A 23067-nucleotide genomic window follows, 5' to 3' on the forward strand; every position below is an offset into this window, starting at 1 on the left:
TGGGTAAAGACATCCAGCGGTGCCAGCAATCTGTCCAGCGCCTGCACGCCCAGCTGTACAAATGAATCCAGCGTGGCTTTCAATTTACCAAATGCCAGAATACCCAACTGCGCAAAGAAATTCAGGCTCGCTTTTAATTCAATAAAAGCCCGAATTCCTATCTGGGCAAAGAGATCTAAACTGGTACTTAATTTATTCAGTGCCTGAATGCCAATCTGAACAAATACATTTAGACTGGCTCTTAATTGCACAAAAATGCTAAGCCCTAATTGAGCAAATAAATTCAGTTTTGCACTGAAATTTGCAAACGCTTGAATGCCTAATTGGGTAAATATTGCCAGACTGACTTTTAATGAATTAAATGCTTTGATACTAATATTGCCAAATATTTGTATATTATTAATTAATGTTTGGAATGTTACCTGTACAAAACCCGTCGTTAAATTCAAAACCCCATTAATTTTATTCAACATACCAAATAAAATTGTTATCTGAGGATTAATATTAATAACTAGCTTATCTAACAATTTAAAATTGTTAGTCATATTACCCGTCACACCCAGATTAAATTCACTCTTTTTACTGGATGAATTTTCTTGTCTAATATTCTGTGTAATTTGGGTGATATTGGCTGATTGGCTAGCAGCGCTGACTTGCACCACTCCAGTGGCGTTTTTCTGCGCAGAGAAAGATTGTTTAATGGTTTGATTATAGGTTTTAAGCTCGGCACGCAGACGCGCAGTTTCCTGCGCATAGCCTACAATGGGTTTTAATCCTTCAACAGTCTTATTAAGTTTTTTAAACTGGTTATAAATTTTATCAACTGAACCTACCAGTTTTTTCTGATGCTGTTGAAAAGATTTAAAGGAACTGGTCAGCTTTCCAACGGTACTCAGTACCTTGTTGAGCTGTGACTGTATATTACTCATTTTCTGCACCACTTCTTAAAATGGCCCGATGCCGCCAGTCCAATAGTTCCGAGAGTGACATTTCATCTGTGACTGTCGGTGACCAGTGAAAAACGGTGGCAATATCTGCCACCAATTCATCAACGGTTAATCGTTCTGGGAATCGGACTTGACCGACTTCGGCAACAAAAAATTGACCACCTCCACACTGAGATTAATCAGATCACCAGGTGACATCATCATCAGGTCATTTTTGGTCAATGCAGGGGTGGTCACACGCGGCAGGACAAGCAGCATAGAATCCACATCCATTTCCAGCAGTGCCTGTAAACGTGCACCGCGCAACGCACCGCTGTTAGGTTTGCGTACCACCACTTCCGTGATTTCGCCGTTACCTCGCGCCAGTGGTGCTTCCAGTTCAATGGTGCGCAGATCGTCATTTTGAGTATTCAGTGTTTCTGTCATGGTTCAACCTTGTTTATCCGATTAGAAACCTGTCTCAACAGGTATGATTCACGCCTTGAAGAGACAGGAAATAAGTTTTAAAAAAGTTAATTGCTAAAAGAAGCGATTAAAAAAGACCGATAGCGCGGCGATGTTGCTCCAGACGATCTTCCCCACCGACTTTTTCAACCATGTTGATGGTGTCGATTTCAATCAGTTCTTCACCACCCCATGTCAGTTTGAAATAAGTGTTTTTGGCGGTGATTTTGGTCTGAGTGTTATCACCCTGTTTATACGTGCCGTGATCAAACTCCTGGAAGCGACCACGCATCACAACTTCAACTGCAACTACGTCACCCGTATCTTCGCGCTCAAAAGAGCCGGCAAAGCGCAGCATGACGCCATCCGCTTTCGCTATGCCCCACTGTTTGTACAGTTGAGATTCAACACCGCCCAGAGTGAATTCAGCATCCAGTGCGCCTTCATCCAGACCCAGATCCACCATTGCACTGCCGTTCATGCCGGCGCCACGGTAGGCTTCCAGCTTGCGGCTCAATTTAGGAAGAGTCAGTTCTTCCACAATGCCCTGATAGTTGTTGCCATCGTTGAACAAATTCAGGTATTTAAGTTTGCGAGGTAAAGCCATCAGTCAGCCCCTTATTTATTAATACTTTTAGCGAAATCCATCAGGTAACTATCTGTAATGCGCTGGCGTAACATCATGTCTTCCAGTGGCGGTACAGGGGTATAGTCGTAATCGATGGTCAATTTGCCTGCTTTCAGGGTGTCTTTATCGTTGATTTTGTCGTCATACCAGCAACGACCATCAATGATGTAACCACCGGCTTTCAGCTCGCGGAACTTGGCATTGATACCTTCGATAATATCGCGTACCAACGATGGGGTCAGCGGCTTGTCGATTGCCCACATATGCGCGTCAACCATAGTGTCAGCCAGAACCTGAGCTGTACGAGTGTAGCTTTCGAACGGAAACAGTGAGTCCTCAGAATCAGAGCCAGCACAAGTGCGTGAACCCCAAAAACGAAAACCGTTTTTGCGGATCAGTGTTGTGATGTGATTCTGGTTCAGCAGATCAGCCTCAGTTCCAGTCGCCTGCAGATCCCAGAAGACATCGGCAGACAGGCCCGTTACGCCGTTAACACCTACGTTGGACAATGTTTTGTGCCAGCCGGTCTCTTCGTCAATTTTGGCGCGCAAGCCCAGTGCATAAGCAGTTGCAGGTGCGATAACTTCACCTTTATCCCATCTCAGGAAATCAGGCCAAATCAGCATTACCTCACGCTGACCGAAGTTTTCACGATATTTGATCGCTTCAATGTAGGTCTTGCAGCCATAAGCGCTCACATATGCCATTGCTTTCAATTTCTCGGCAATAGAGGCCAGTTCAATAGCCACAGCTTTTGAATCCAGACCCGGAACCCCCAGAATACGGGGCTTAACACCGAGCTGGCTTTGCGCTGCCAACAGTGCCTGCATACCGGTTTTCTTACCTTCATTAGTGACACCACCGATGATGTTAGAAGCGGTTATTTCTTCAGTTTCACCCTCTTCTACACGAACAACCACAGTCACAGGCTGAGCCTGCGCAGCGATAGCTTTCAGTGAAGCGAACAAAGTGCCTTTTTTCCCTGCTTTGCCACTGGCGCTCATAACGTCAGTAATCAGAACTGGGGTGTTTAATGGAAATGTTTTTTCGTCTGCGTCAGGGGCAGTACAAACCATACCTACGATAGCGGTGCTAACGGTAGTGATGGTGCGTGTACCTTCTTTGATTTCCTGTACACGGACGCCGTGGTGATAATCTTGTGCCATGTTAGCGTTCTCTCCTGTTAAGGTGTGGGAGTATATTGACGCAATAGGCTTTTAAAATCATGTGGTTGGCAATGTGTGGTGGATGGTACAAATGGGGTGGATGTAAGGTGTTGTTCTGGTTGGGGAACGCCGTTGGAAAGAATTAGATTTTAGTGTTTAGTGTTTAAAAAGATTTAACTGATCAATCTTGAACATGTTCTGGATTTCAGCATCTGCTACAAAAAAGTCATTATCCATAGCAATGAGTTTCTGGTATCCGCCGGAGTCTCTGTCATTGGGTATTGCAAAAAGTGGCTGGAGATCGCCGTCGATAGCTTGATCTGCATTTGCCTGTGTGGTCACAAAATTGTCTCTGCTAGCTAACTCCTCGACATGATGCTGTAAATAAAAGTCGCCGTCAAAGAATACCGGATATGGTTTTCATCTCTCTTTTTCCGGTTAGGAATTTGTTTTTTTCCGCATTATTCAAGTCAATTTTGGTGATTTTTCGGTGGGAGAAAAAGATACTGAATATGATTAAGGCCACACAATGTGTAGCCTTAACAAACTAATTCAGAATTGGATTACTTCCAAACACAGTAAAAACGCTTAGTTTCACCTACTTGCTGTAAAACTTTAATCAGTTCATCAACGGCTGGATTTTGCTCATTACTATATGTAGCCATCCATCCCAACTCTCCGTCGAAAGGAGCTGTAGTAGGCTTTCCTAAATTATAGGTAACGTTATCGACGCTTACCTGTAGAGTTTTTTCCTTTATCTCGCTGTCATACCGCAAATCATTCATTTTTTCAGAGAAGAAATGAAAGTGGATATATTGGAACTTTTGGTAAATATCAGCTATATCGCTAACATAGAATGCCGTAACGGTTTTAATATCAGTGTTATTTCGAATCATATTTAAGCTACCAAAAAGTGAGTTATTATAAGCAGGCCCCCCTTTCTCACCTCTATACCCCCAAGTTCTTTGAGCTCCCCATGAAGATATGATTATGTCTAATTTAAGATCAAAAACCAGATTTCCGCTTTCTAATCCGGGTTCAGGTTTTATCGCATCTTGCATCAACGCCCAATCGCAAGCCATTAGGTCTTCTTGCATCGGCTGCCAAGGTGCCCAATTGCCGTATTTATTGCTCTTATCAATATGGGATAAATAATCAAACTTGCCTTCGGTGTCGGTACGGCGTGGGACAAAGTTTAGCTGTTCCTTGTCAGCCCAGTCACTGCGGTGCACTTTCTTGCCCAGTTTCAATTGAATCAGCGCCCAATAGAAAGAGCCTTCTGGGGCAACAATCTGCTCGCCTTTATAATTATTGGGATCAAACGGGCATTCATGCTCAGGGTTCTGGTTTCCTGTTTTAATTGTTTCAGACATATCTTTTTCCTTATGGTTGAAAATTAATCAGAAAGCGAAACCTTGAAAATTTCGCTTTCCTCTGCGGATAAGCAGTCTGCACAGATTAATAAATGCTGGGATGGATTTTAATTGATTGACCTTGTAAGTCTCATCGTACAAATGATGACTGTGAAAGGTGTTATTTTTTTGCGGATTAACAGGGAGAGATAATATTTGTTATTCTGCTTCCAAATACCAACGTCATTATCATGTTTCGGGCAAATACATTACGTATGCGCTTAATACGTTAGCCCAGCTGTAGCTGGTCAAAAAATTTTGGGGAAGGATTAATTGAGAGTCAATATTTCGGTTCAAAATTTACCCTTTTTAGTATTATTCGAGGCAACCCTGGGTTTTGGTTATTTTTTGATGTACTAAGACGGTCTATTTTCAGTATTGAACTTTGGTTTTTAGGGTATAAGGGCCACGCTCTTGGCTAGGATCATTAAGATCCAAGATTTGTAAAAAACCACCGGTTAACCAAACATTTTTTGGATACATCAACGGGCATAACAATGGGGGCGTTTCCGGGCCAGGGGTACATTTTTCTGGATTGTACAACGCATATAACATCATGATACAGGCGAATCATCACAGTGGTGGTCGCAAATTGATATTTAGGACGCGTGATGGTGATAAGGGGATATGGAATCCGTGGTGGATGATTTGGCACACAGGTAACACCACCACAGATACGAACGGTTATCTGAAAAAAGCTAGCCCCATTATCCAAATCTACCCCGATGGCAAATTCATCACCAACAACGAATCAGAGGATGCGATTGTAGAGCGTCTATCAGAGGGCGTTTATCTCATCAAAAACGTTTTGGGATTCAATGCTGCCGCTGCATGGGGCGGTGTTGATGGCGGTGTCGAAATACCGATGTGCAAAAATAAATTGCCGCTGATTTGGGTGGATTATAGGGTTCAACCCGGCGGTTCTATCAAAATCATGACCTATCACCGTGAGCATGCAGATACACCCGCATTCGCCAGAAATGTACGCGAGGGTTACGCTGACGGTGACCCGATTGATATTCCTGGTGGCAGGTTTATTTCCGTCCGTGTCCAGATGCCAGAAAATTCTATTTGGAATCAACAGCAACAAAAATTAGCTGAATCAAAATAACAATCAGGGGCACTTCGCCCCTTTCATCATTCCGGCTGCTCCGGCCATTGGATATCAGGGGCGGTAGCGCAATCCACCCGATTGAGCAGCACCCGATATTTGCGCCATGTGGTTAATGCGGATTTTTCGGCGTCGGTTGCCATATCGAGGTCAATGGCGTCCTGTAACGGGGCAATAGCATTCGCAGCCTGCGTCATTAAATTCTGTTTTTGCTCTCCTGCCCGTTTAACATACCACCGCGTTGCCTCCTCCATATCCGCTACCCATTCGCTCCCGTTCCACGTATGAGCGGGTGTTGGGGGTTGTGCGACGGTAATCGGATAGCCGTTTGTGTCGGCAACAATCGTTTTTCCCGTAGCCTGATCCTGAAATAGCTGATTACAGAGTTCGTCAGTAATTTCAATCGCCGTGTCAGGAATAGCAGTGTTGATCTCGCTATCATAAAATGCATAGGTTGGTGCATTGAAAAATTTCATCAGTAATCTCCTACCGCGATAAATCGAATCACGTCACTATTGACCGCCCGCGATACCTCAATTTGGTTCAACCCTACCAGACTCACCCCTGCATTGACCGACGATCCACTGCCAACCCCGACGCCGCCAACAACGTACGCGAATGTTTTGAATGCCGAGGGTAGTGAATAACGTGCTGTCGTTCCTGCTGGGGCAAATACAGATCCTGCCTGAATCAGCATCCCGTTTAGAATTAATGCGGCCATACCGTCCCTACGGGTTTGTTTAATTTTTGATGATGAAACCGTCAAAACTTCCTCCCACATTGACCAGAGATTATATGAGGGATGAAACGCACGCTGATATTTCGTGCCAATACCGTACTCAATAAATTCCTGAATCACGCCCACACTGCGATAGACAATCAGCGTTCCTGCCAATGTTGATGGGTAATTTTCACCCCGTTCCTCCGCAATACTGGACGTCTGCACATAAATACCTGGTTGGGTAATATTGTTGAGGTCAATTTTATTGAGCAATTCAATCTGACTAAATACGTCCTGAGATGAAATTACAACATCCTGTGTCAGTGGTTTCCCATTGATTTTCCGGCCAGTACGCACCGTATCCGTTAAACCGAGGTTTTTTACAAACTCATCTTTGTTTGGAATATCCGCACCATTCTTGTTTTTTTCCAAGCGGGAATTAGCATTTTCGTTAGCAGCATTCACACGAGCATCTGTTTCGTCCTTGGAATAAGCACCAACTTCACCAGCAGTCGGTTTATTGGCAGTGTTATAATCCCTTCTCCAGCTCGGTAGATAATCCTTACCATGGTTTCCATAGGTAAATTGCGCATTCGGGATACAACCATTAACTGATGTAGGTGCAGTCGTCACTCGAATCGTCATAACACTTTCGATACCCATGACTTCCACAACTGCACCAGCCAAATGAATTGAACCACAGCCAGTATCAGTGATCATTCTATTATTGGCATATGCCCATGTGCTTTTACACATCCAATACGGATGGTTAAACGCTCCCTTACTCTTCAGCCATGCAATGAATTCTTCCGTTGTCCAAGTACCAGCTCCACCGATAGAAACTTCTCCGCTGAATGCTCTGCCTGAACCAATATTACGGTTAAATGCACCTTTATCAGCCACATCAGCACCGTTCTTATTTTTCTCTAGACGAGTATTTGCATTTTCATTTGCTGCCTTGGCATTATTCTCCGCCGCCTTCGCCAAATCATACGCCGCCTTTACCGCTTTCGGGGTTGCCGCATGCGTTTCGCTATTGCTGTCCACTGCGCTGCTCAGGATCACAAAACCCTTCTCATTCAGCGTCGCGTCAGGGTGGTTACGGCTGTTGGCATGTTTATTAATGGAATCATCCACATACTCACGCGTAGCCAGAATCACAGACGGGTCAACTTTCAATGTCACCGAATCCGCGCTGCTGACAATCAAAATCATGCGAATAGTCTGGGTGCGGCCGGAACCTTCCTGCAACTGGGGTTTGTAGGTTTCCGCACAGTTACCTACGGCAATCAGAATGCCGTCTTTGTCAAACAGGCCAATCTCACGGATCCACCAGCCACCTTCGTTTTCAGGAATAACCTGTTCTGCAACAATTTGGTTGGTGTTTTTGGGATCAATGCTCAGCGTGTTAATCGCTGCACGACGCTTTTCATTAATCAATTTGGTTTGTTTAGTGTCCGGCGTCGGCAGGCTGCCGCCGCCATCACCAACGGCCATATGGGTAATTTCAATTTTAGTACCCAATGCCGCAGCATTTGCTAACTTATCTGCGCCTAACTGCGTCAATAGCGCAAAATATTTGGTACTCATGATCTAATCCTCATGTCATCAATAATATGTATGCCCGCGCCCACAACTGCTGAGCCGGAGATTGTTACTTGTTCCGGGAAATAAGGATAAACCGTCAGTTCGTCACCACTGTAAGTCGCCGCCGAATAGTGATATCCACCGCGGGTATCCAGGTTGATGTCCAACCCAATCAAATGTCGGCTCACTGGCTTGGCATCAAAAATCAGGTTTTCCAGCTCCTCGAACATTTCATGGGTGATACCGCTTTCCAGTACACCGATATCCAACCGGAAGGTGCCCGGAGCATCGTTGGTCTGCCACCACTCTTTTACGCGGATGAGATAACCCAATGGCTCGACAACCCGCCGGATCGCACCAATCGTTCCTTTATGTTTATGCAGGAATAGCGAGCTTTTGATCACTTCCCTTTTGGTACTCTCAGACCAACGTTCGTCCCAGCGATCAACTGACCACGCCCAGGCCAGATAAGGCAGTAGTGATGCCGGACACGTGTCTGGGTTCCACAGTTCACGTAACGGAACCTTGACCTTCTGCAATTCAGCGCAGGCTTTGGCCGCCGCAACTTCTAGCTGAGTCGAACCCATCGGCAGAAGGCGATCACTCATCCGAACCTCCCATCGTCAGGGTAGTTTTGGTGCAGTAAGACGCCTGAGTTTTATCCAGCACGACGTCTTTCACCGGCGCTTTCAATTCCACGCGCTGGACACCTTCCACATGCAGTGCGGCATAAATCGCTGACAAACGAATGTCACGCCCCAAACGGTGCTGGGCTTCAACATAGTATTTCAGTCGCTGTTCTGCCGCCTTGCGGATCGGTTCTGATTCTGGTGTAGGGAAGATGTACAACACCGCATCAATTTCATATTCCACAATGTTCGCAGACTGGATTTTCAGGCGATCCGCCACTGGTCGCACGTTTTCGTCGTTCAGCGCTTTTTCGACTATTTCCAGCAGCGCTTTGGAAGCAACCCCCTTGTCTTCCCGCGACATAATGGTCACGGTGACGTTAGCGGGCGACGGGCTGATTGCCGAAGCGTCAGCGACACGACCATCCGCACTGCGTGCATGGTATTCATACGCCCCAACCGGACCGGCAACACTCAAACCTTCAAAAGCCTGTGGGATGCGCACGCGGTAGTCGTTGTCAGATTCCATCACCGCCGGTGTCGGTGGCACGGTAGAATTATCCGCAGGATGCAGAACCATACGGGAAACGTTGTTGTTCGCTCCCAACTGATCCAAATCGCTGCCTGTTGAATAGGCCACCATCACCGCCCGCGCCGCTTCGTTAACCCGTTGACGCAAGAGCAGCTCACGATAAACGTTCTCTTCCAACAACTTGACCAAAGGTTCAGATTCCAGCTGCAAAGTACGTGCAATGGCGTCTTGCTGATCTTCTGGATAGAGCGAGATCAAGCCTTTTTTACGCTCTTCCAGCAGTTGTTCGTAATCCAGTGGCTCAACCACATCCGGTGGTGGCAACTGGCTTAAATCGATTGTTGGCATGACTTATTACCTCACCGGGAATGGCTCACCGGAATAGAAAGTGAAAATTCCTTGGCGGATTGATGATAAGTACCCGTAATATCCACCACCATTTTGCCGTCCTGCCGGGTTTCCATCGTGATGGAGGTCAGCATCACGCGTGGCTCCCAACGGCTGATTGCGGTATAGCTGGCCGCCATAACCTGAAGCCGAAGCGCTGCGTTTTGTGGCCAGTCAATCAGTTCTGGCAGCAAAGAACCGTAGGTACGGCGCGCAATACGGCTGCCCACAGGGGTTAATAAAATATCGCTGACGGATTGCCGGATATGGGCCAAATCTGTCAGCTCTCGGCCCGTCTGCCGATTCATTCCCAGGTACATCATACGGGGCCTCCTGATGTGTCACCGCCTGACCGGATGCCGGTGTGTTTATGGGAATCCACGACCACGCCGTTGGAACTGAATGTGCCTCCGGTGTGTTCAATATTGCCCGTCATTTTGCCGCCGTTGCGCACGATCAAGTTGCCTGTGCTCATTAGCTGCGTGCAGATGACTTCCGGTGTATCCAGCGTAATTCGGGTGCTGGCGACACAGGTGATTTCCGGCGCGGTAATATGGACGGAATCCGAAGCAGTTACTGTCGCGGTTTTGATACCAGTCACAGTCAATGCGCCAGATTGCGGTTCATATTCCATCACGGCACCATCGGGAAACTTGATATGCGTCGCTTCAGGTGATGTTGATGGTGCCGGAAACTCATCTGAAAAAATCGCAGGCAATACAAAGGCGGTGGTCAGCTCTCCGCCTATGGACAGTAATAAAACCTGCTCACCGACACTGGGTGCCCACCATGTGCGGGAGTTTCCCGCTCTGGATGTCAACCAGTGCAGCCAGTTGGTTTCAAGATTGCCTGTCGCTACTCGGCACATTCCCTTTGTGGTATCCACTTGGGTAATAACGCCGGTTCGGATCAGGTTGCGCAATAAGCGCGTCAGTTCAGTGAGTTGTGTGTTCATGACGTAAGAATGCCATGAAACAGCAGGCCGGACATTAAACTGTGTTTGTAAGAAACAGCATACAAATCCAGAATAAAAATCTTTTTAAATCAATAAAATAAAAGGCCTTCTTTGGAATGAAAGAAGGCCTTGAAAGCCGCATTGCAATAAGATGCGCTCATTCCGATTGACACTGCCGAACAACATCCCGTACATACTGTTGTAAATAATCTAATTTGGCCTGGTCTTTGATGATGCCGGTTCGGATATCGTAAATAGCGTGTCCAGCGTTTGCAGTGAGTTCGACTTGGGTTCCATCGCCCATGCGGCGGGTGCCGGTATCTCGGTTTTGGGTGAGCTGACAGGTAGCAAGGTTGGCGGCGGCGATTTGCACCCGCCGATGACCAGCCATAATGTCAGCACGCAAAGCCGCATTTTTTTCGGTGACATGAGCTAATTTTCCTGAATAGTATTCATCCAATTGTGCAGCCCGGTTTTGCGCATTTTTCATTTGCCCAATAGCCGCCAACGTTTCTGAATAGGCTTTTTGGTTGATGGCAGCAAGCTGCGCAGCCTGTTGCTGTTTCAAACCCGCCACTTCGCTGAGAAACAGGGAGCGATGCCCCCACCAGCCAAGGCTTCCGCCAATGACCAGGCTCATCATTAAGGGCATCGTTTTTAGTGTATTAATTCCCAACAAACCCGTTCAACCTCCCCTTAATCCCAAAGCTGGATAATAGGTTTACTGGCGACCGGCATAAATTCTGGCATTTCAACTTTCGTTCCATGCGGCAGTACCGCGCCAAAATCAGCCAATCCCGGGTTTGCCAGCAACACACGCTCAGTCATTCCCAATGTACGACCATAATGACGCCAGCAAATGGCATCAACTGTCTCATTTTGTTGTGCGATAACTTGCATACACTCTCCTTCCTCTTTGCAAAAGTCAGTTAGTAAATCGGAGAGTTATGATCAAATAATTAGCGAAATGCCTCAATGCGGTGGGATTGTCAGGTGAGTGGTACATAAACCAAGGGGCAGGAAATCATTTCCTGCCCCTTGGCGATTATCTCTTATTACAATGACTACTATTCATTGGAGGATATTGCCCCTTTGTCAGCGTTAATCAGATAGCCAACTATCATCCTCCCAAACCTCTTGAATGAGTTCCATTATGTGGTCGTGTTCACTACTTTTTTTAGTTCCTGTCACCCTCACGGAGGTGCTGCTGCTAATTCCAACTCTAAAATTCGTATCAGGATAGTGTGGTAATATTCTTTTTTTTAGTTCACTTTCTAATGAAGATATGACTGATTCAGAAACATTAGCTCGTTTATCGAAAAGTATCTCTACTCGCATGATTTCCCCCGCTGCCAAATCTATTCTTCTATTATTGCACCCGAATTCCCTAACATTTTGTTTCTGCTCACCTCATTACCTAACAGATCGCTTTCCTGTTTACTCTGGTAACTGTTAAACCTTTTTTCATAAGGTGCAGATAGCTCTGCTATCCAAACCAGTGCCAGCTCTTTGTCTTCCGCATGATTGCATTCGCAACTTGTTGCCATTCTAGCAATGAAATTGATACGTTGTGCTACCAATGATTCTATAAGAGGTTCCACTGATCTATCTGCCTCCATATAATAAACTGTATGTATATACAGTACACGTAATAAGACTAAAATTAAAGTATTTTTTACCTGTTTTAGTCATTAAATTTAATAGTTAGTAACTATTGTTTGTTGTTTTAGCAGAAATATTTGCCAATTTGATTGATTTTTCTGCTACGACAATTCTATGGTCTGTATAACCCGCTCTCTTTCTACTTCCCTGTTCATCCGTACAGTTATTGACAGAACTCCAAGAGGAAAATTTTATGCGTCTTTTATAGACAATTCGTTCAGAGGTAGCCGTCGATTCTGATTTTGGCACGAGGGTCCATTGGTGGGTCCGCGTACAAATAAATTCGGCGTGGGACAAAAATGGTGAGGTCACACCTTGTATGGATTGAACATCCTCACCGTAAGGACTGCCAAAAGGGATATTTTTGTAAGATAAACGAATAATTAAATCACGACGTGAAACCCAAGGTCCGCCCTGTGCTTGGGTATAAGCAGCCCAATTTCCTTCATCTGCCGCTTGTAACACTGCATTTATCTTGTGGTCAGACAGGCGTACTTCCCTGAGCCGACGCAATTCGCGCCAAACCGAAACGGGAGCGCCACCGATTTGTTGAAATTGGCGAATACGCCAGCGACTCGCCCAGGCAGTCACTGATTTTGCCATATCGCGCAGGGGTTCGCCGGTTTCATGGTCTTTTTCTTCTTCCAACGCATAACCGTCAATGTTTTTGGAAATGTACTTGGCAATATAGCCTGTTGCGCTGCCTTTACTGGGATCGATCGCCCGATAATTAAAACGCGCTTTTTTGGCTTCATCGTCCTGTAATTCGCCCTGTTCTTCCTGACAGGCGTAATGCTCAAGGAGCCTTCTGACTTGCTGCAAATGCTCCGGCAACATAAACAGCACCATATGCCAATGAGGAGTACCATCATGATGTGGTTCCACCACACGGAAACCAAATAGGTTAATACCTGCCCGTGCCAACGCAGCCCGAGCTTTTGCCCAGACACCGCATAAATAACGTTGAGTATCACGTGGTGTTGCGCCATTCCAGGATTTGACAAACCCGCCCTTATGCTGGACAGCATGATATTTTGCAGGTGCCGTGATGGTATAAAATTCCCCAACACATTGCATCTTGTCGGCAATATCTTCGAAACCGCGCATTCTGACCATCAATTCACAACGTCGGATTGCCGGATTTGCGTTGCTATGAACAACGGTCTCTGCCAGTGAAATTCGCTCCCCTTTTTCATTTTCCAAATCAAAATGCTTGAAAAATTCACGATTGTGCCGTTTTTGTTCCAGCCATTCCCGTAACGCCTGGCGTGAAACATAAGGAGAAGCGACTTGCTGTACCTGCCCAACGGCAATGGCCATATGTTCAGATCGGATATCACGCAGGCGTTTTAACCGAAAATACCACCAGCGGGCAGACATCATGCGCAACATGCCAGAACAGAGTTGATCAACTGATGGCTGTTTGCGGCCATGATTGAAACGCTGCCAATAAGGCGGATGAGTACCACATTGCAAAGTCAGCTTTGCCAGTAATTGATACAACTTAGCGACACGGGAAAATGACTCATCTTTGCCACCAACAGAAGTTGATGAGTGTTTTTGGGAAACACACAAAGAATAGTGCTCATAATTATCCGCAATAAAAACGGAGATATCGTGAGCCAGTTTCAAGAGCTGTTTGCGACCATACGTTGCTACATTTTCCAATTGTTCAATAAAAGGAAAAGGTGCCATACCAGCAATATGGTGGTTAAACTGGTATCTTTCTTTTACTAACTGCAATCTTGGCAAGACCTTCTGTCCAACCGCTTTTCTCAGGAAAGAATTTGCATCACGGCGCCCTGAACGATGAAAAATATCGATATAACGGTGACTAAAATATTTCGCCAGAAAATCCGGCAGTTGTCCTATATATTGGTGACGCCATTGATGATCTTCCGCGTTAACGTCCCATAACAGGCGCTCCGCCATTGAAACACCCAGCGGTATGTTTTGTTCATAAGTGATAATGTTACTATTCATCAATTTCACCATATTCAGGACGAGTAAGAGCCTGGCGTATCCATGCCATTTGTTCAAAAAAGAGAGAGAACATATTTATACCCATCCAACTTCAAGATGCGTGTTATATTTCTCCACGCAGCGGGGAAATATAAGGCCTCGCGTCGTCTTGCGGATTGCAACCTGAAATTTATCGAGTATAGAAAGCTGTCATTAATTAGGTAATGTCAGGTACTTCGGAAATTGACTGACAACAACCTTAATATGATTCATTGCCTTGATCAGCGCCTGCTTTTCCTCTTGGGTAAAATGGTTGAATTCACTATCGTGGCGGGAGTGCGGAATATTCGCCAGATAAAAAATGGCAGATAGCGCCCGTTTATTTTGTTCGTAGTAATGGTCTCTTTTGTCACGCATATCAGCCAAAAACCGCGCCAACTCCTTTTCATTGTCACCCCAATATGTCGCCCTAATCCTCGACAGATGATTCAATCCTTCCAGCCGCTGGCCGAGGTTAATCTGGGCAAATTTTTCCTTCTCAGTATTCGCCATATTTTCCCTCAACATTTTCCTACCAAACGATCCCTCTGCTATTTCCTACGGTTCCCCCTATTCCAAGCTCTCTGACTATTCTCTGAATGGCCTTCCCGAAATATTTTGATATCAGGTATAAAGATTGAAATCTGGGCGTTCATGATGCAATATCTCTCAATGGTTTTCAGCTTAACCAATCCGGGCTTATCACAGGTCTCATATCGAGAACCTTGATGGGATACTAATAGCTATTATCTGTACTGTCAATGAAAAATACCAATATTGAGATCAAAATGGGGGCCGATAGTGGGGGGAGACCTGCTATTGAACGTCTTGTCCGCGCGTATGGATTTAAATCACGTCAGGCCCTAAGTGACCATTTGGGCGTTTCCAAAAGCACGATGGCAAACCGCTACCTTCGTGATAGCTTTCCGGCGGATTGGATCATCCAGTGCACTCTCGAAACTGGCGCTTCACTGCTGTGGCTGAGCACGGGTCAGGGGGAAATGTTCCCAGATGGAGAAAGCGGCAAAAAAGCGGAACGATTGGAAGATATCATTGCCCCATCCATTTCTCGTGTAAAATTATCGGGCGGTAAACTCAATGACGTTAGTCCCGTGATTTTGGACAGCGAATTGATTACCAGGGAACTCAAAAATCCACTGATTGTCGATGATGGTGCCTCATGGTATCTGCTGGATACGCAGGAAGATAATATTCAAGATGGTTTATGGCTGGTGGACATTGAAGGTATGCACAGTATCAAAAAGATTGCCAAAATCCCAATCAGCAAGATTCGGGTCAGCGATAGCGACGTCACTTTTGATTGTGCAATCAGCGATATCAAATTCATTGGCCGCGTCGCTCTGGTCATATCCAGACAATAACATAAGGCAATTTTCATCAAGGTTATCCCTGTCCATAAGGATAACCTTGATGACATGCAGCATTCTCATACAAAATCTGAACGCCGGAGGCGATACAGAACATGCTCCCTCAATGGGTGGTTTTCTTCCAATCCCGGATGGAGAAAGGTTTTTTCATCCCTGACCATACCCAATTTTTTCATGACATTTTCCGAGCGATAATTAGAAACTGTGGTAAAAGCGACAACCTCTTCCAGCCCGATTTCGGTAAATGCAAAGTCAAAAATTCTGTGGGCGGCTTCACACGTATAACCTTGTCCCCAAAATGGCTTGTCCAGACGCCAGCCTATCTCAACAAAAGGCGAGAATGGAAATTTGAGGTTCGGGATATTCAGCCCCACAGAGCCAATAAATTCACCATTCTGTTTTAATTCAACCGCCCATAATCCCCAACCACCCTGTGTTTCAAACTTGCGGATACAATTATCGATAAAAGTATCGCTCTGCGCTTTAGTCAGTATGTCAGGGAAAAATTTCATTACGTCAGGGTTGCTATTTAAGCGAAAGAAAGGTTCTCTGTCTGAGGCTTTCCAGGCACGGAGTCGTAACCGTTCTGTTTCCAATTCAACAATCACAACGTCTCCTTGATTATCAAGCGTTGCTTTTCACTTTTGGTTTATCACCCTGATTGTCTCTAATAGAAACAACGCGTTCTATTTCTGATTTTTTCTTATTATCAACCTGTTCAGACTGACCAAAAAACAATCCACCACGTCGAATTGACATACTGCCGCAACGGCTAATACCCCGTAACTCGCCATGTTCAAGGATATCTAATGTCTCCGCACAGCACGTGCCTTCAACATGACCATCAATGATAATTTCAGGGGCATTCAGCTCACCCTCTACTTTACCGGCATGCATAATCCGAATGGCCCCTCCTTTTACGCGAATATTGCCAATAACTTTACCCCAGATCTGGATATCCCCGTCCATTTCGACATCCCCTTTGAAGACAGAGTTTTTTGCAATAATGGTATTGGGACGGATCTCGGCTTCAGGTAATTTTTTCTCTTCAGGCTTGATGCCCATAGCGGGAGTCGCAGAACTGGCAGTCGCTGCCTCGGTTGTTTTTTTTCCAAACATAGCGTTTATTCTCAATTTCATTTTCATAAAGTAAAACACTAAGGCTAAAAAAGATAAAATTGCTGTCATAGTGCAGCTAAAATGCGCACCATACAGATACAGTCCCAATGCAATTCCCCAAAGGAGCCATACACTGCATAAAAAAGCGTTATCTGAAAAACGATACATTTTCATATTGTTCTCGTTTTTGTGGTTTTTTCTTATATTTCATCAGCAAAATATATCTATACATATGCCTTAGCAGGTAACAGCAACAGGCTGTGGAAGCACATCCTACCATTGTACAAGTATAAAAAACAATCTACGATGCTATAACAGAGTGATTTATAGCGTTATTACACGGATAAAGCTTCTATTTGAGTTTAATCCTCTGATTTGTCATTTAATTTTCTCACATTGATGAAATAAAAAAATACATAAATTTAATTTCTTATTTAATATATGCCAATCACATAAACCCACAATTTATTGACAACACATACAATGCATTAATAAAAATGCATCATGGTTAGATGCCATGAAAAACACATTATTCTCAATGGCTATTTAGTTTATGTTTAGTTATATAATGCCAGCGGTTATTTAAATAATAAAAAAACACTTCATGCACTCATCAAAAAATGATTACTCACGATACGGAAAATTAGGAGTATTAGATGAAAAGGACGACGGGCTTAAACCAAAAGAGTATTTGCACAATCCAGTTGACTATGCCGGATTTCAATATCCTGGAGCATAAACAAAGAGGGCTATATATTTTACTTGATGGCGAAATGGTGTGGAAAGATTGTATAAACACTTATCACATTAAATCGAATGAAATCCTTTTTACCCACCCCGGAAGTTATGCAGCTAAAACCCGGACAGAAAGTTGTCAGCTCTTATGGTTGCCCTTACACATGGAGTTTTTACGTCGTTTTTTACAACGTTTCGGCTCATTATTAAGTCAGTTAGAGCGACAGGAGTTCCCTGCGTCCAGATTGATTCCGTTTAATCAGTTTCCCTTGTTAACGGAAAGCATTCGCGGGCTGGCGAACGTACTGGCGCATGATTCCCCTCCGGCTTTGGTTCAGCTAAGAGTTGAAGAGTTATTGTTACTGCTTTCCCTGGGTAAACAAGGCGCATTGTTAATGTCTATTCTACGGAAATTAAGCAACCGGCCGGTAGAACGCCTGCAAACATTTATGGAGGCCCACTATCTCAAAGAATGGAAATTGAATGACTTCGCACGTGAATTCGGTATGGGGTTAACTTCTTTTAAGGAGCTTTTTAACAGTGTCTATGGCACTTCACCCAGAGCCTGGATTAGTGAACAACGCATTCTTTATGCTCATCAATTATTACTCAATAGCGAAATGAGCATCGCCGATATTTCATTGGAATCGGGTTTTTCCAGTCAGTCCTATTTCACTCAAAGCTATCGCCGACGTTTTGGCTGTACACCTAATCGTTCCAGATATGGCAAAGATTAATGATTCATTGAATAGCTAATAGTTAGTGCTATCTTCCATAAATCAAGGCTTTCCAGTTTTATATAAACTTGTTTAGGTCAAACTGAAAAGCCGCAACCACAATTAGGCTAAGATATTGCCTAAATCATGTATGATCGTTTTTATCGATCAATATCCTCTTATTGATCTGTGCAATCCATTGGACGACGCCGTCTCATCTCGCATATAGTCATGGTGACTCATCACTGTTTAGAGCTAATCCGACTAAGTGCTAAGTCACCACCAGGGACTTTTATATTTGCCGTATTTTTGGCCTGCTTCCGCGCAGGCTTTTTTTATTCTTTTTGCTTGCTATCTGCACTATAAAAGACTGTACCTAATTTAATTCTTTCACGGCCGGTAGCCAGACGATGGCGATTAGTATCCCGCAACGAGTAAATACAGCCACAATATTCCTGCTGATAGAACGCTTCTCGTTTACTGATTTCTATCATACGGGCAGATCCGCCCCCTTTACGCCAGTTATATTCCCAATACATTAAGTCAGGGTAACGGGACGCCGCACGAACCCCACATTCATTGATTTGTTGCATATTTTTCCAGCGAGAAATACCGAGTGAGCTGGTAATCACTGGGAAACCATGTTCGTAGGCATAAAGTGCTGTTCGTTCGAAACGCATATCAAAACACATTGTGCAACGAATACCGCGTTCAGGCTCATTTTCCATTCCTTTCGCGCGTTCAAACCAATTATCACGGTCGTAATCGGCGTCGATAAAAGGAATGCCCATTTCCTGCGCAAAACGGATATTTTCATCTTTACGTAACTCGTATTCTTTCAGAGGATGAATATTCGGGTTATAGAAAAATATTGTGAAATCAACGCCTGAAGCCAACATGGCTTCCATCACTTCCCCAGAACACGGCGCACAACAAGAGTGCAACAAGACTTTTTTGTTCCCATTTGGCAGTGGAAGAGGTTTACGCTCATCATTCAGTGACATAATATTTCTTACCTGATTCAGACAATAAAAAATCAGGAAGAGAACAAATCCCCCTCCCTGTGTTTACTGGATAGACATTTTACCTTCTTCTACTGTCTTACGACAATCTTTGTCACATAATCAGGCTTCCTGTACTTCTGGCAAAACCTGTCCACCATCAACGACTATTGTTTGTCCGGTAATATATTTCGCTTCATCGGAAGCCAGGAAACAGGCGGCATAGCCGATATCTTCAGGCGTACCCAAAGCCCGCATTGGCGTGATATCTTTCGCATAACTGAGGAATTCATCACCAAATGACGTTAAACCTTCCGTCATGATCATACCTGGCATAACGGCATTAATGGTGATACCTTGCCCCGCATATTCCAGCGCGGCACTGCGCATAAACCCTAGTTGCCCCGCCTTACTGGCACCATAGTGACTGTAACCCTGAATACCCGTTATCTCACCCGTTATTGATGAAGTAATCACAACGCGCCCGTAACGCTGCTTTTCCATGACATTCAATGCCGCTTGTACCAGAAAAAATGTCCCTTTAAGGTTGACGCTGTGCACTAAATCCCAATCCTCCGCAGTCATATCTTTCAGATAATGCTGTGGAAAAATACCGGCATTGGAACAGAGAATATCGAGCCGGCCGTACTTTTCAACAATCCGGGTAATCACGTTTTTACAGGCTGCTTGATCAGTCACATCAAGAGGAATGAAATCAACTTCCAGCGCTTTGGCAATGGCTTTCCCTCTCACCTCATCAGTACCGGCAATAATAGTCACCGCACCCGCTTGCTTCAATACCTTGGCAATTCCCGTGCCAATACCTTTGGTGCCACCTGAAATAAAAGCAATTTTTCCGGCTAAATTGAACATCGCTTTTCCTTTTGTATTAGTGGTTAACGTTTTTTTATTATCTAACATAGAACTCTTCGATTTATTTTTAAACCGTGACTTTATCAAGTTTAATAAATGAAAGCAGCATATTAAAAAACACAAAATAAAGTCACATTATTTACATGAAAAATAGAAATAAAGCATCTTCCTTAAATTTTTCCGACATTGCTTATTCTGCTGCCAGAGATTACTTTTAAAGTACATAACATTTTGTTAACGATAATAATATGGAGTGAAGAGTATGATCCTCGATAATTCATTCTTACATGAATATACCGGCACTGCATTATCACCGCTTTTATTTCTTAAACGGGCTGTATTGAGCAATGGTCATGATACCGCCATCATTGATGGAAAACAGCGTTGGACCTGGCACCAATATGCCAATCGCTGTGAAAGGCTTGCTATCTCTCTCCAACAAATGGGGGTGGATAAAGAAAACGTCGTTTCGGCTATTTTACCCAATATCCACGAATTGCTTGAATTACATTTTGCCGTTCCTTTGTCCGGCGGCATTCTTAATGCCTTGAGTACCCGAACAGACGCAGCCACATTAAATTTTGTTTTTGAAAAACTGCATCCAAAAATATTATTTATCGACAAAAATTACCTTTCACTATTAAATAATGTCGCTTTCAAGCAGCCAATTAAGATAATCATTGTTGATGAAAACAACTCAGCTATTCCTATATCTCCTGCCGGACATGAATTTATCTCTTACGAATCACTGGTAACCGAACACTCATCAAAGACACTCTCATTTATCCAGATTGACGAACAAGCCGCTATAAGTATCAATTGCACTTCGGGCACCAGCGGGCAACCGAAACTGGTTGTGTATTCTCACCGTGGGGCATTTTTAAATGCCATTTCCAATATTCTGGATTGGGACATGCCCAAGAACCCCATCTTTTTATGGACGCTTCCCATGTTTCACTGCAATGGCTGGTGTTTCCCCTGGACAGTTGCGGCACGGGCTGGCACACACATCTGTATAAGGAAATTTGATGCAGAAGATGCAATGCAACTCATCCAGCAACATCACGTCACCCATTATTGTGGTGCCCCGATTATTCACTACGCTTTAGGCAAGATAACGCAAAAGCATAAAAAGCATTTTAATGGTCGCGTTTATGGCCTGATTGCCGGTGCCCCACCGACAGAAATGATGTTTTCGTTGCTGAACGAAGTCGGTATCAATGCAACGCATGTTTATGGATTAACTGAAACTTATGGCCCTGTGGTCGTTTGTGAAAATAAGCATGAATGGAACGCATTGCCAGAATCAGAAAAAGTCTTAAAACGGATGCGTCAGGGAATTGTCTCTAATTTACAAGGTCAGGTAAGCGTTATTGATAAAAATAACGCGGAAGTTCCTTTTGATGGCAAAACCCTCGGTGAGATCGCAATCCGCGGTAATATCGTAGCAGCTTATGATCCGGTACGTCATGTGACACCGGAGATCACTAACCAATGGTTTTATACAGGTGATTTAGCCGTCGTCGATCCTGATGGCTATATCAAAATCATCGACAGGGAAAAAGATATCATTATTTCCGGGGGTGAGAATATTTCCAGCCTTGAACTGGAAAATGCCTTATCCAGTTACCCAAATGTATTAGCGGTTGCTGTTGTGGCGAAACCCGATCCCTATTGGGGAGAAGTTCCCCATGCTTTTATTGAACTCGATGAAAATACAACAATCACGGAGCAGGAGTTAGACGATTATATTTGTACGGTAATAGCACGCTATAAACGCCCTAAAGGATATACTTTTTTAACTTTACCGCGAAATGCCAATGGCAAAGTTGTAAAAGATCAATTGAGAAAACGTGTCAAAGACTGATATACCCCGCATAAAGACAATAACGATAAATGAGTCCCCCGGACTTAATTTATATGTTTAAAGATGGTGCGATGACGTGCGGCCTTTCTGACGCCGGTAAATTGATCCCACTACTTGCCAATTTCCCCATATGGCAATACATCGAGCAGGCTGCATCAATCAGGGACATCGCCATAGCCGCACCGCTACCCTCGCCAAGACGCAAATCTAAATGCAGGTAGGGTTGCAAATGCAAATATCGTAGCGCCAGCGCGGCACCTTTTTCTGCCGACATATGGGAAGGGATGCAATAATCCCGTGCTATGGGGGATATCTGACAGGCGGCTAATGCGGATGCATAGGACAAGAAACCATCAAGTATCACAGGTACACCAGAAGCTGCCGCTCCCAGAATCACACCAGCCATGCCGACAAGTTCAAATCCGCCCACTTTTGCCAATACATCAATGGCGTTATTGCGATCTGGCTGATTGATGGCAATAGCCTGCCGTACAATGAACTGCTTATGTGCCAGCCGCTCAGAAGGAAAATTAGCGCCTAACCCGACCACATCACAGGGATTATTTCCTGTCAGGACACAGATAACCGCAGCGGCGGCCGTCGTATTGGCAATCCCCAGCTCCCCAATACCCAATACCGTTATTCCTGCTGCAATACGCTGTTGCACCAGTTGTGCGCTTGCCAACAACAACATTTCAGCGTGTTCATAATCCATCGCAGCCCCTTTGGCAATATTGCCGCAGCCCCGTGCAATTTTAAGGGACAACATGTGTTCGATAGGCTCACAATCAATGCCAATATCCACGGGCAAAACATGCGTTCCACTGTTTTTCGCCAGCACACAAACACCGGTTAACCCTTGCAACATATTGCGTGCCTGTATGGCTGTAACGTTTTTAGGTGAAATAGCCACACCTTCGTCATAGACGCCATGATCAGCACACATGACGATAATCTCTTTTTGCAGGTTTTGTAGACCAACAATGCCCGGCATGCCCGATAATTGTATCGCCAACGCTTCAAGACGCCCCAAACTTCCCAATGGCTTGACTAAACTGTCAATGTGCTGTGCCGCTTTTTCCATATTTTCCCGATCCAGAGGTCGGATAGCATCGAGCAATGATTTTAGTGTCATGTTTATTCATCCCATGCCGAACGAGAAACAATCGCAGCTGATTATTCTCTC

General features: G+C 44.6%; 27 protein-coding genes and 1 pseudogene. 4 read left to right on the forward strand and 24 right to left on the reverse strand.

Annotated features, from left to right (window positions below; translation table 11 throughout):
* The 7 genes and pseudogenes from ABLA76_RS01165 to ABLA76_RS01195 form a co-directional block, all read right to left on the reverse strand.
* Nucleotides 1-929: pseudogene (locus ABLA76_RS01165) on the reverse strand (phage tail protein); the annotation flags it as partial.
* Nucleotides 922-1041 carry a GpE family phage tail protein gene (locus ABLA76_RS01170; protein WP_071827277.1) on the reverse strand — a complete coding sequence of 40 codons (120 nt, stop codon included), beginning with the start codon at nucleotides 1039-1041 and terminating at the stop codon, nucleotides 922-924. The pseudogene ABLA76_RS01165 and the gene ABLA76_RS01170, both read right to left, overlap by 8 nt.
* 14 nt (nucleotides 1042-1055) lie before the next feature.
* Entirely contained in the window at nucleotides 1056-1373 is a 318-nt protein-coding gene (locus ABLA76_RS01175) for a phage tail assembly protein (protein ID WP_047767823.1), read from the reverse strand.
* A 106-nt stretch (nucleotides 1374-1479) separates the two neighbouring features.
* A complete protein-coding gene (locus ABLA76_RS01180) occupies nucleotides 1480-1998 on the reverse strand; it encodes a phage major tail tube protein (protein WP_047767821.1) in 519 nt (172 codons plus the stop codon).
* Between the two features lie 11 nt (nucleotides 1999-2009).
* Nucleotides 2010-3185: a phage tail sheath protein gene (locus ABLA76_RS01185; RefSeq protein ID WP_348986551.1), complete on the reverse strand. Its 1176-nt coding sequence runs from the start codon at nucleotides 3183-3185 to the stop codon at nucleotides 2010-2012.
* Between the two features lie 156 nt (nucleotides 3186-3341).
* Complete coding sequence (locus ABLA76_RS01190) at nucleotides 3342-3527, reverse strand: hypothetical protein (RefSeq protein WP_348986552.1); 186 nt, start codon at nucleotides 3525-3527, stop codon at nucleotides 3342-3344.
* Nucleotides 3528-3748: 221 nt separating this feature from the next.
* Nucleotides 3749-4558, reverse strand: coding sequence for a DUF2829 domain-containing protein (locus ABLA76_RS01195; RefSeq protein ID WP_348986553.1), 810 nt, complete (start codon nucleotides 4556-4558; stop codon nucleotides 3749-3751).
* A gap of 574 nt (nucleotides 4559-5132) precedes the next feature.
* On the opposite strand from ABLA76_RS01195, the gene ABLA76_RS01200 reads away from it, so the two are divergent.
* The gene (locus tag ABLA76_RS01200) at nucleotides 5133-5708 is read left to right on the forward strand and encodes a hypothetical protein (RefSeq protein ID WP_348986554.1); all 576 of its coding nucleotides are present in this window, start codon (nucleotides 5133-5135) and stop codon (nucleotides 5706-5708) included.
* Between the two features lie 26 nt (nucleotides 5709-5734).
* Here the strand turns inward: ABLA76_RS01200 and ABLA76_RS01205 are convergent, their stop codons facing one another.
* From ABLA76_RS01205 to ABLA76_RS01260, 12 genes are all read right to left on the reverse strand, one after another.
* Nucleotides 5735-6184 (reverse strand): tail fiber assembly protein, encoded by a 450-nt coding sequence (locus ABLA76_RS01205; protein WP_348986555.1) that lies wholly within the window; start codon nucleotides 6182-6184, stop codon nucleotides 5735-5737.
* The gene (locus tag ABLA76_RS01210; protein ID WP_348986556.1) at nucleotides 6184-8019 is read right to left on the reverse strand and encodes a phage tail protein; all 1836 of its coding nucleotides are present in this window, start codon (nucleotides 8017-8019) and stop codon (nucleotides 6184-6186) included. Before ABLA76_RS01210 ends, ABLA76_RS01205 begins: the two co-directional genes overlap by 1 nt.
* Nucleotides 8016-8624 (reverse strand): phage tail protein I, encoded by a 609-nt coding sequence (locus ABLA76_RS01215; protein ID WP_348986557.1) that lies wholly within the window; start codon nucleotides 8622-8624, stop codon nucleotides 8016-8018. The genes ABLA76_RS01210 and ABLA76_RS01215 overlap by 4 nt, the downstream gene beginning before the upstream one ends.
* Nucleotides 8617-9525, reverse strand: a complete 909-nt coding sequence (locus ABLA76_RS01220) for a baseplate assembly protein (protein WP_348986558.1) — start codon at nucleotides 9523-9525, stop codon at nucleotides 8617-8619. Before ABLA76_RS01220 ends, ABLA76_RS01215 begins: the two co-directional genes overlap by 8 nt.
* 11 nt (nucleotides 9526-9536) lie before the next feature.
* Complete coding sequence (locus ABLA76_RS01225; RefSeq protein WP_099131696.1) at nucleotides 9537-9887, reverse strand: GPW/gp25 family protein; 351 nt, start codon at nucleotides 9885-9887, stop codon at nucleotides 9537-9539.
* Nucleotides 9884-10519 carry a phage baseplate assembly protein V gene (locus tag ABLA76_RS01230; protein WP_047767811.1) on the reverse strand — a complete coding sequence of 212 codons (636 nt, stop codon included), beginning with the start codon at nucleotides 10517-10519 and terminating at the stop codon, nucleotides 9884-9886. The genes ABLA76_RS01225 and ABLA76_RS01230 overlap by 4 nt, the downstream gene beginning before the upstream one ends.
* A gap of 157 nt (nucleotides 10520-10676) precedes the next feature.
* Nucleotides 10677-11162 (reverse strand): lysis system i-spanin subunit Rz, encoded by a 486-nt coding sequence (locus ABLA76_RS01235; protein ID WP_348986559.1) that lies wholly within the window; start codon nucleotides 11160-11162, stop codon nucleotides 10677-10679.
* Nucleotides 11163-11215: 53 nt separating this feature from the next.
* A complete protein-coding gene (locus ABLA76_RS01240) occupies nucleotides 11216-11419 on the reverse strand; it encodes a tail protein X (protein WP_047767809.1) in 204 nt (67 codons plus the stop codon).
* A 201-nt stretch (nucleotides 11420-11620) separates the two neighbouring features.
* Entirely contained in the window at nucleotides 11621-11857 is a 237-nt protein-coding gene (locus ABLA76_RS01245; RefSeq protein ID WP_348986560.1) for a DinI-like family protein, read from the reverse strand.
* Nucleotides 11858-11877: 20 nt separating this feature from the next.
* Nucleotides 11878-12120, reverse strand: coding sequence for a hypothetical protein (locus ABLA76_RS01250; protein ID WP_348986561.1), 243 nt, complete (start codon nucleotides 12118-12120; stop codon nucleotides 11878-11880).
* A 103-nt stretch (nucleotides 12121-12223) separates the two neighbouring features.
* Complete coding sequence (locus tag ABLA76_RS01255) at nucleotides 12224-14164, reverse strand: replication endonuclease (protein WP_348986562.1); 1941 nt, start codon at nucleotides 14162-14164, stop codon at nucleotides 12224-12226.
* Nucleotides 14165-14356: 192 nt separating this feature from the next.
* Nucleotides 14357-14695: a DUF5347 family protein gene (locus ABLA76_RS01260; RefSeq protein WP_348986563.1), complete on the reverse strand. Its 339-nt coding sequence runs from the start codon at nucleotides 14693-14695 to the stop codon at nucleotides 14357-14359.
* A 248-nt stretch (nucleotides 14696-14943) separates the two neighbouring features.
* On the opposite strand from ABLA76_RS01260, the gene ABLA76_RS01265 reads away from it, so the two are divergent.
* Nucleotides 14944-15564, forward strand: a complete 621-nt coding sequence (locus ABLA76_RS01265) for a phage repressor protein CI (RefSeq protein WP_047767805.1) — start codon at nucleotides 14944-14946, stop codon at nucleotides 15562-15564.
* Nucleotides 15565-15629: 65 nt separating this feature from the next.
* Here ABLA76_RS01265 and ABLA76_RS01270 read toward each other — a convergent pair whose 3' ends face one another.
* Nucleotides 15630-16178 carry a GNAT family N-acetyltransferase gene (locus tag ABLA76_RS01270; protein WP_348986564.1) on the reverse strand — a complete coding sequence of 183 codons (549 nt, stop codon included), beginning with the start codon at nucleotides 16176-16178 and terminating at the stop codon, nucleotides 15630-15632.
* 16 nt (nucleotides 16179-16194) lie between these two features.
* On the reverse strand, nucleotides 16195-16689 hold the full coding sequence (locus tag ABLA76_RS01275) for a polymer-forming cytoskeletal protein (RefSeq protein WP_348986565.1): 495 nt from the start codon (nucleotides 16687-16689) through the stop codon (nucleotides 16195-16197).
* A 656-nt stretch (nucleotides 16690-17345) separates the two neighbouring features.
* On the opposite strand from ABLA76_RS01275, the gene ABLA76_RS01280 reads away from it, so the two are divergent.
* Nucleotides 17346-18161 (forward strand): AraC family transcriptional regulator, encoded by an 816-nt coding sequence (locus ABLA76_RS01280; protein WP_348986566.1) that lies wholly within the window; start codon nucleotides 17346-17348, stop codon nucleotides 18159-18161.
* A gap of 314 nt (nucleotides 18162-18475) precedes the next feature.
* Here the strand turns inward: ABLA76_RS01280 and ABLA76_RS01285 are convergent, their stop codons facing one another.
* Complete coding sequence (locus tag ABLA76_RS01285; protein WP_047767801.1) at nucleotides 18476-19144, reverse strand: epoxyqueuosine reductase QueH; 669 nt, start codon at nucleotides 19142-19144, stop codon at nucleotides 18476-18478.
* 120 nt (nucleotides 19145-19264) lie between these two features.
* Complete coding sequence (locus ABLA76_RS01290; protein WP_047767843.1) at nucleotides 19265-20014, reverse strand: SDR family oxidoreductase; 750 nt, start codon at nucleotides 20012-20014, stop codon at nucleotides 19265-19267.
* A 262-nt stretch (nucleotides 20015-20276) separates the two neighbouring features.
* Between ABLA76_RS01290 and ABLA76_RS01295 the strand changes: the two genes are divergently transcribed.
* Nucleotides 20277-21881, forward strand: coding sequence for an AMP-binding protein (locus ABLA76_RS01295; RefSeq protein ID WP_348986567.1), 1605 nt, complete (start codon nucleotides 20277-20279; stop codon nucleotides 21879-21881).
* A 49-nt stretch (nucleotides 21882-21930) separates the two neighbouring features.
* On the opposite strand, the gene cobT is transcribed toward ABLA76_RS01295, so the two are convergent.
* Nucleotides 21931-23016, reverse strand: coding sequence for a nicotinate-nucleotide--dimethylbenzimidazole phosphoribosyltransferase (gene cobT / locus ABLA76_RS01300; protein ID WP_348986568.1), 1086 nt, complete (start codon nucleotides 23014-23016; stop codon nucleotides 21931-21933).
* Between the last annotated feature and the right edge of the window lie 51 nt (nucleotides 23017-23067).

It is taken from the genome of Xenorhabdus sp. SGI240 (assembly GCF_040081915.1).
Lineage (GTDB): Bacteria > Pseudomonadota > Gammaproteobacteria > Enterobacterales > Enterobacteriaceae > Xenorhabdus > Xenorhabdus bakwenae.

Coding starts and splice junctions, on each gene's coding strand:
- ABLA76_RS01175 (WP_047767823.1), bottom strand. CDS start 1,373: ATGACAGAAACACTGAATACTCAAAATGACGATCTGCGCACCATTGAA.
- ABLA76_RS01180 (WP_047767821.1), bottom strand. CDS start 1,998: ATGGCTTTACCTCGCAAACTTAAATACCTGAATTTGTTCAACGATGGC.
- ABLA76_RS01185 (WP_348986551.1), bottom strand. CDS start 3,185: ATGGCACAAGATTATCACCACGGCGTCCGTGTACAGGAAATCAAAGAA.
- ABLA76_RS01195 (WP_348986553.1), bottom strand. CDS start 4,558: ATGTCTGAAACAATTAAAACAGGAAACCAGAACCCTGAGCATGAATGC.
- ABLA76_RS01205 (WP_348986555.1), bottom strand. CDS start 6,184: ATGAAATTTTTCAATGCACCAACCTATGCATTTTATGATAGCGAGATC.
- ABLA76_RS01210 (WP_348986556.1), bottom strand. CDS start 8,019: ATGAGTACCAAATATTTTGCGCTATTGACGCAGTTAGGCGCAGATAAG.
- ABLA76_RS01215 (WP_348986557.1), bottom strand. CDS start 8,624: ATGAGTGATCGCCTTCTGCCGATGGGTTCGACTCAGCTAGAAGTTGCG.
- ABLA76_RS01220 (WP_348986558.1), bottom strand. CDS start 9,525: ATGCCAACAATCGATTTAAGCCAGTTGCCACCACCGGATGTGGTTGAG.
- ABLA76_RS01225 (WP_099131696.1), bottom strand. CDS start 9,887: ATGATGTACCTGGGAATGAATCGGCAGACGGGCCGAGAGCTGACAGAT.
- ABLA76_RS01230 (WP_047767811.1), bottom strand. CDS start 10,519: ATGAACACACAACTCACTGAACTGACGCGCTTATTGCGCAACCTGATC.
- ABLA76_RS01235 (WP_348986559.1), bottom strand. CDS start 11,162: ATGATGAGCCTGGTCATTGGCGGAAGCCTTGGCTGGTGGGGGCATCGC.
- ABLA76_RS01240 (WP_047767809.1), bottom strand. CDS start 11,419: ATGCAAGTTATCGCACAACAAAATGAGACAGTTGATGCCATTTGCTGG.
- ABLA76_RS01245 (WP_348986560.1), bottom strand. CDS start 11,857: ATGCGAGTAGAGATACTTTTCGATAAACGAGCTAATGTTTCTGAATCA.
- ABLA76_RS01255 (WP_348986562.1), bottom strand. CDS start 14,164: ATGAATAGTAACATTATCACTTATGAACAAAACATACCGCTGGGTGTT.
- ABLA76_RS01260 (WP_348986563.1), bottom strand. CDS start 14,695: ATGGCGAATACTGAGAAGGAAAAATTTGCCCAGATTAACCTCGGCCAG.
- ABLA76_RS01265 (WP_047767805.1), top strand. CDS start 14,944: ATGAAAAATACCAATATTGAGATCAAAATGGGGGCCGATAGTGGGGGG.
- ABLA76_RS01275 (WP_348986565.1), bottom strand. CDS start 16,689: ATGTTTGGAAAAAAAACAACCGAGGCAGCGACTGCCAGTTCTGCGACT.
- ABLA76_RS01280 (WP_348986566.1), top strand. CDS start 17,346: ATGAAAAGGACGACGGGCTTAAACCAAAAGAGTATTTGCACAATCCAG.
- ABLA76_RS01285 (WP_047767801.1), bottom strand. CDS start 19,144: ATGTCACTGAATGATGAGCGTAAACCTCTTCCACTGCCAAATGGGAAC.
- ABLA76_RS01290 (WP_047767843.1), bottom strand. CDS start 20,014: ATGTTCAATTTAGCCGGAAAAATTGCTTTTATTTCAGGTGGCACCAAA.
- ABLA76_RS01295 (WP_348986567.1), top strand. CDS start 20,277: ATGATCCTCGATAATTCATTCTTACATGAATATACCGGCACTGCATTA.
- cobT (WP_348986568.1), bottom strand. CDS start 23,016: ATGACACTAAAATCATTGCTCGATGCTATCCGACCTCTGGATCGGGAA.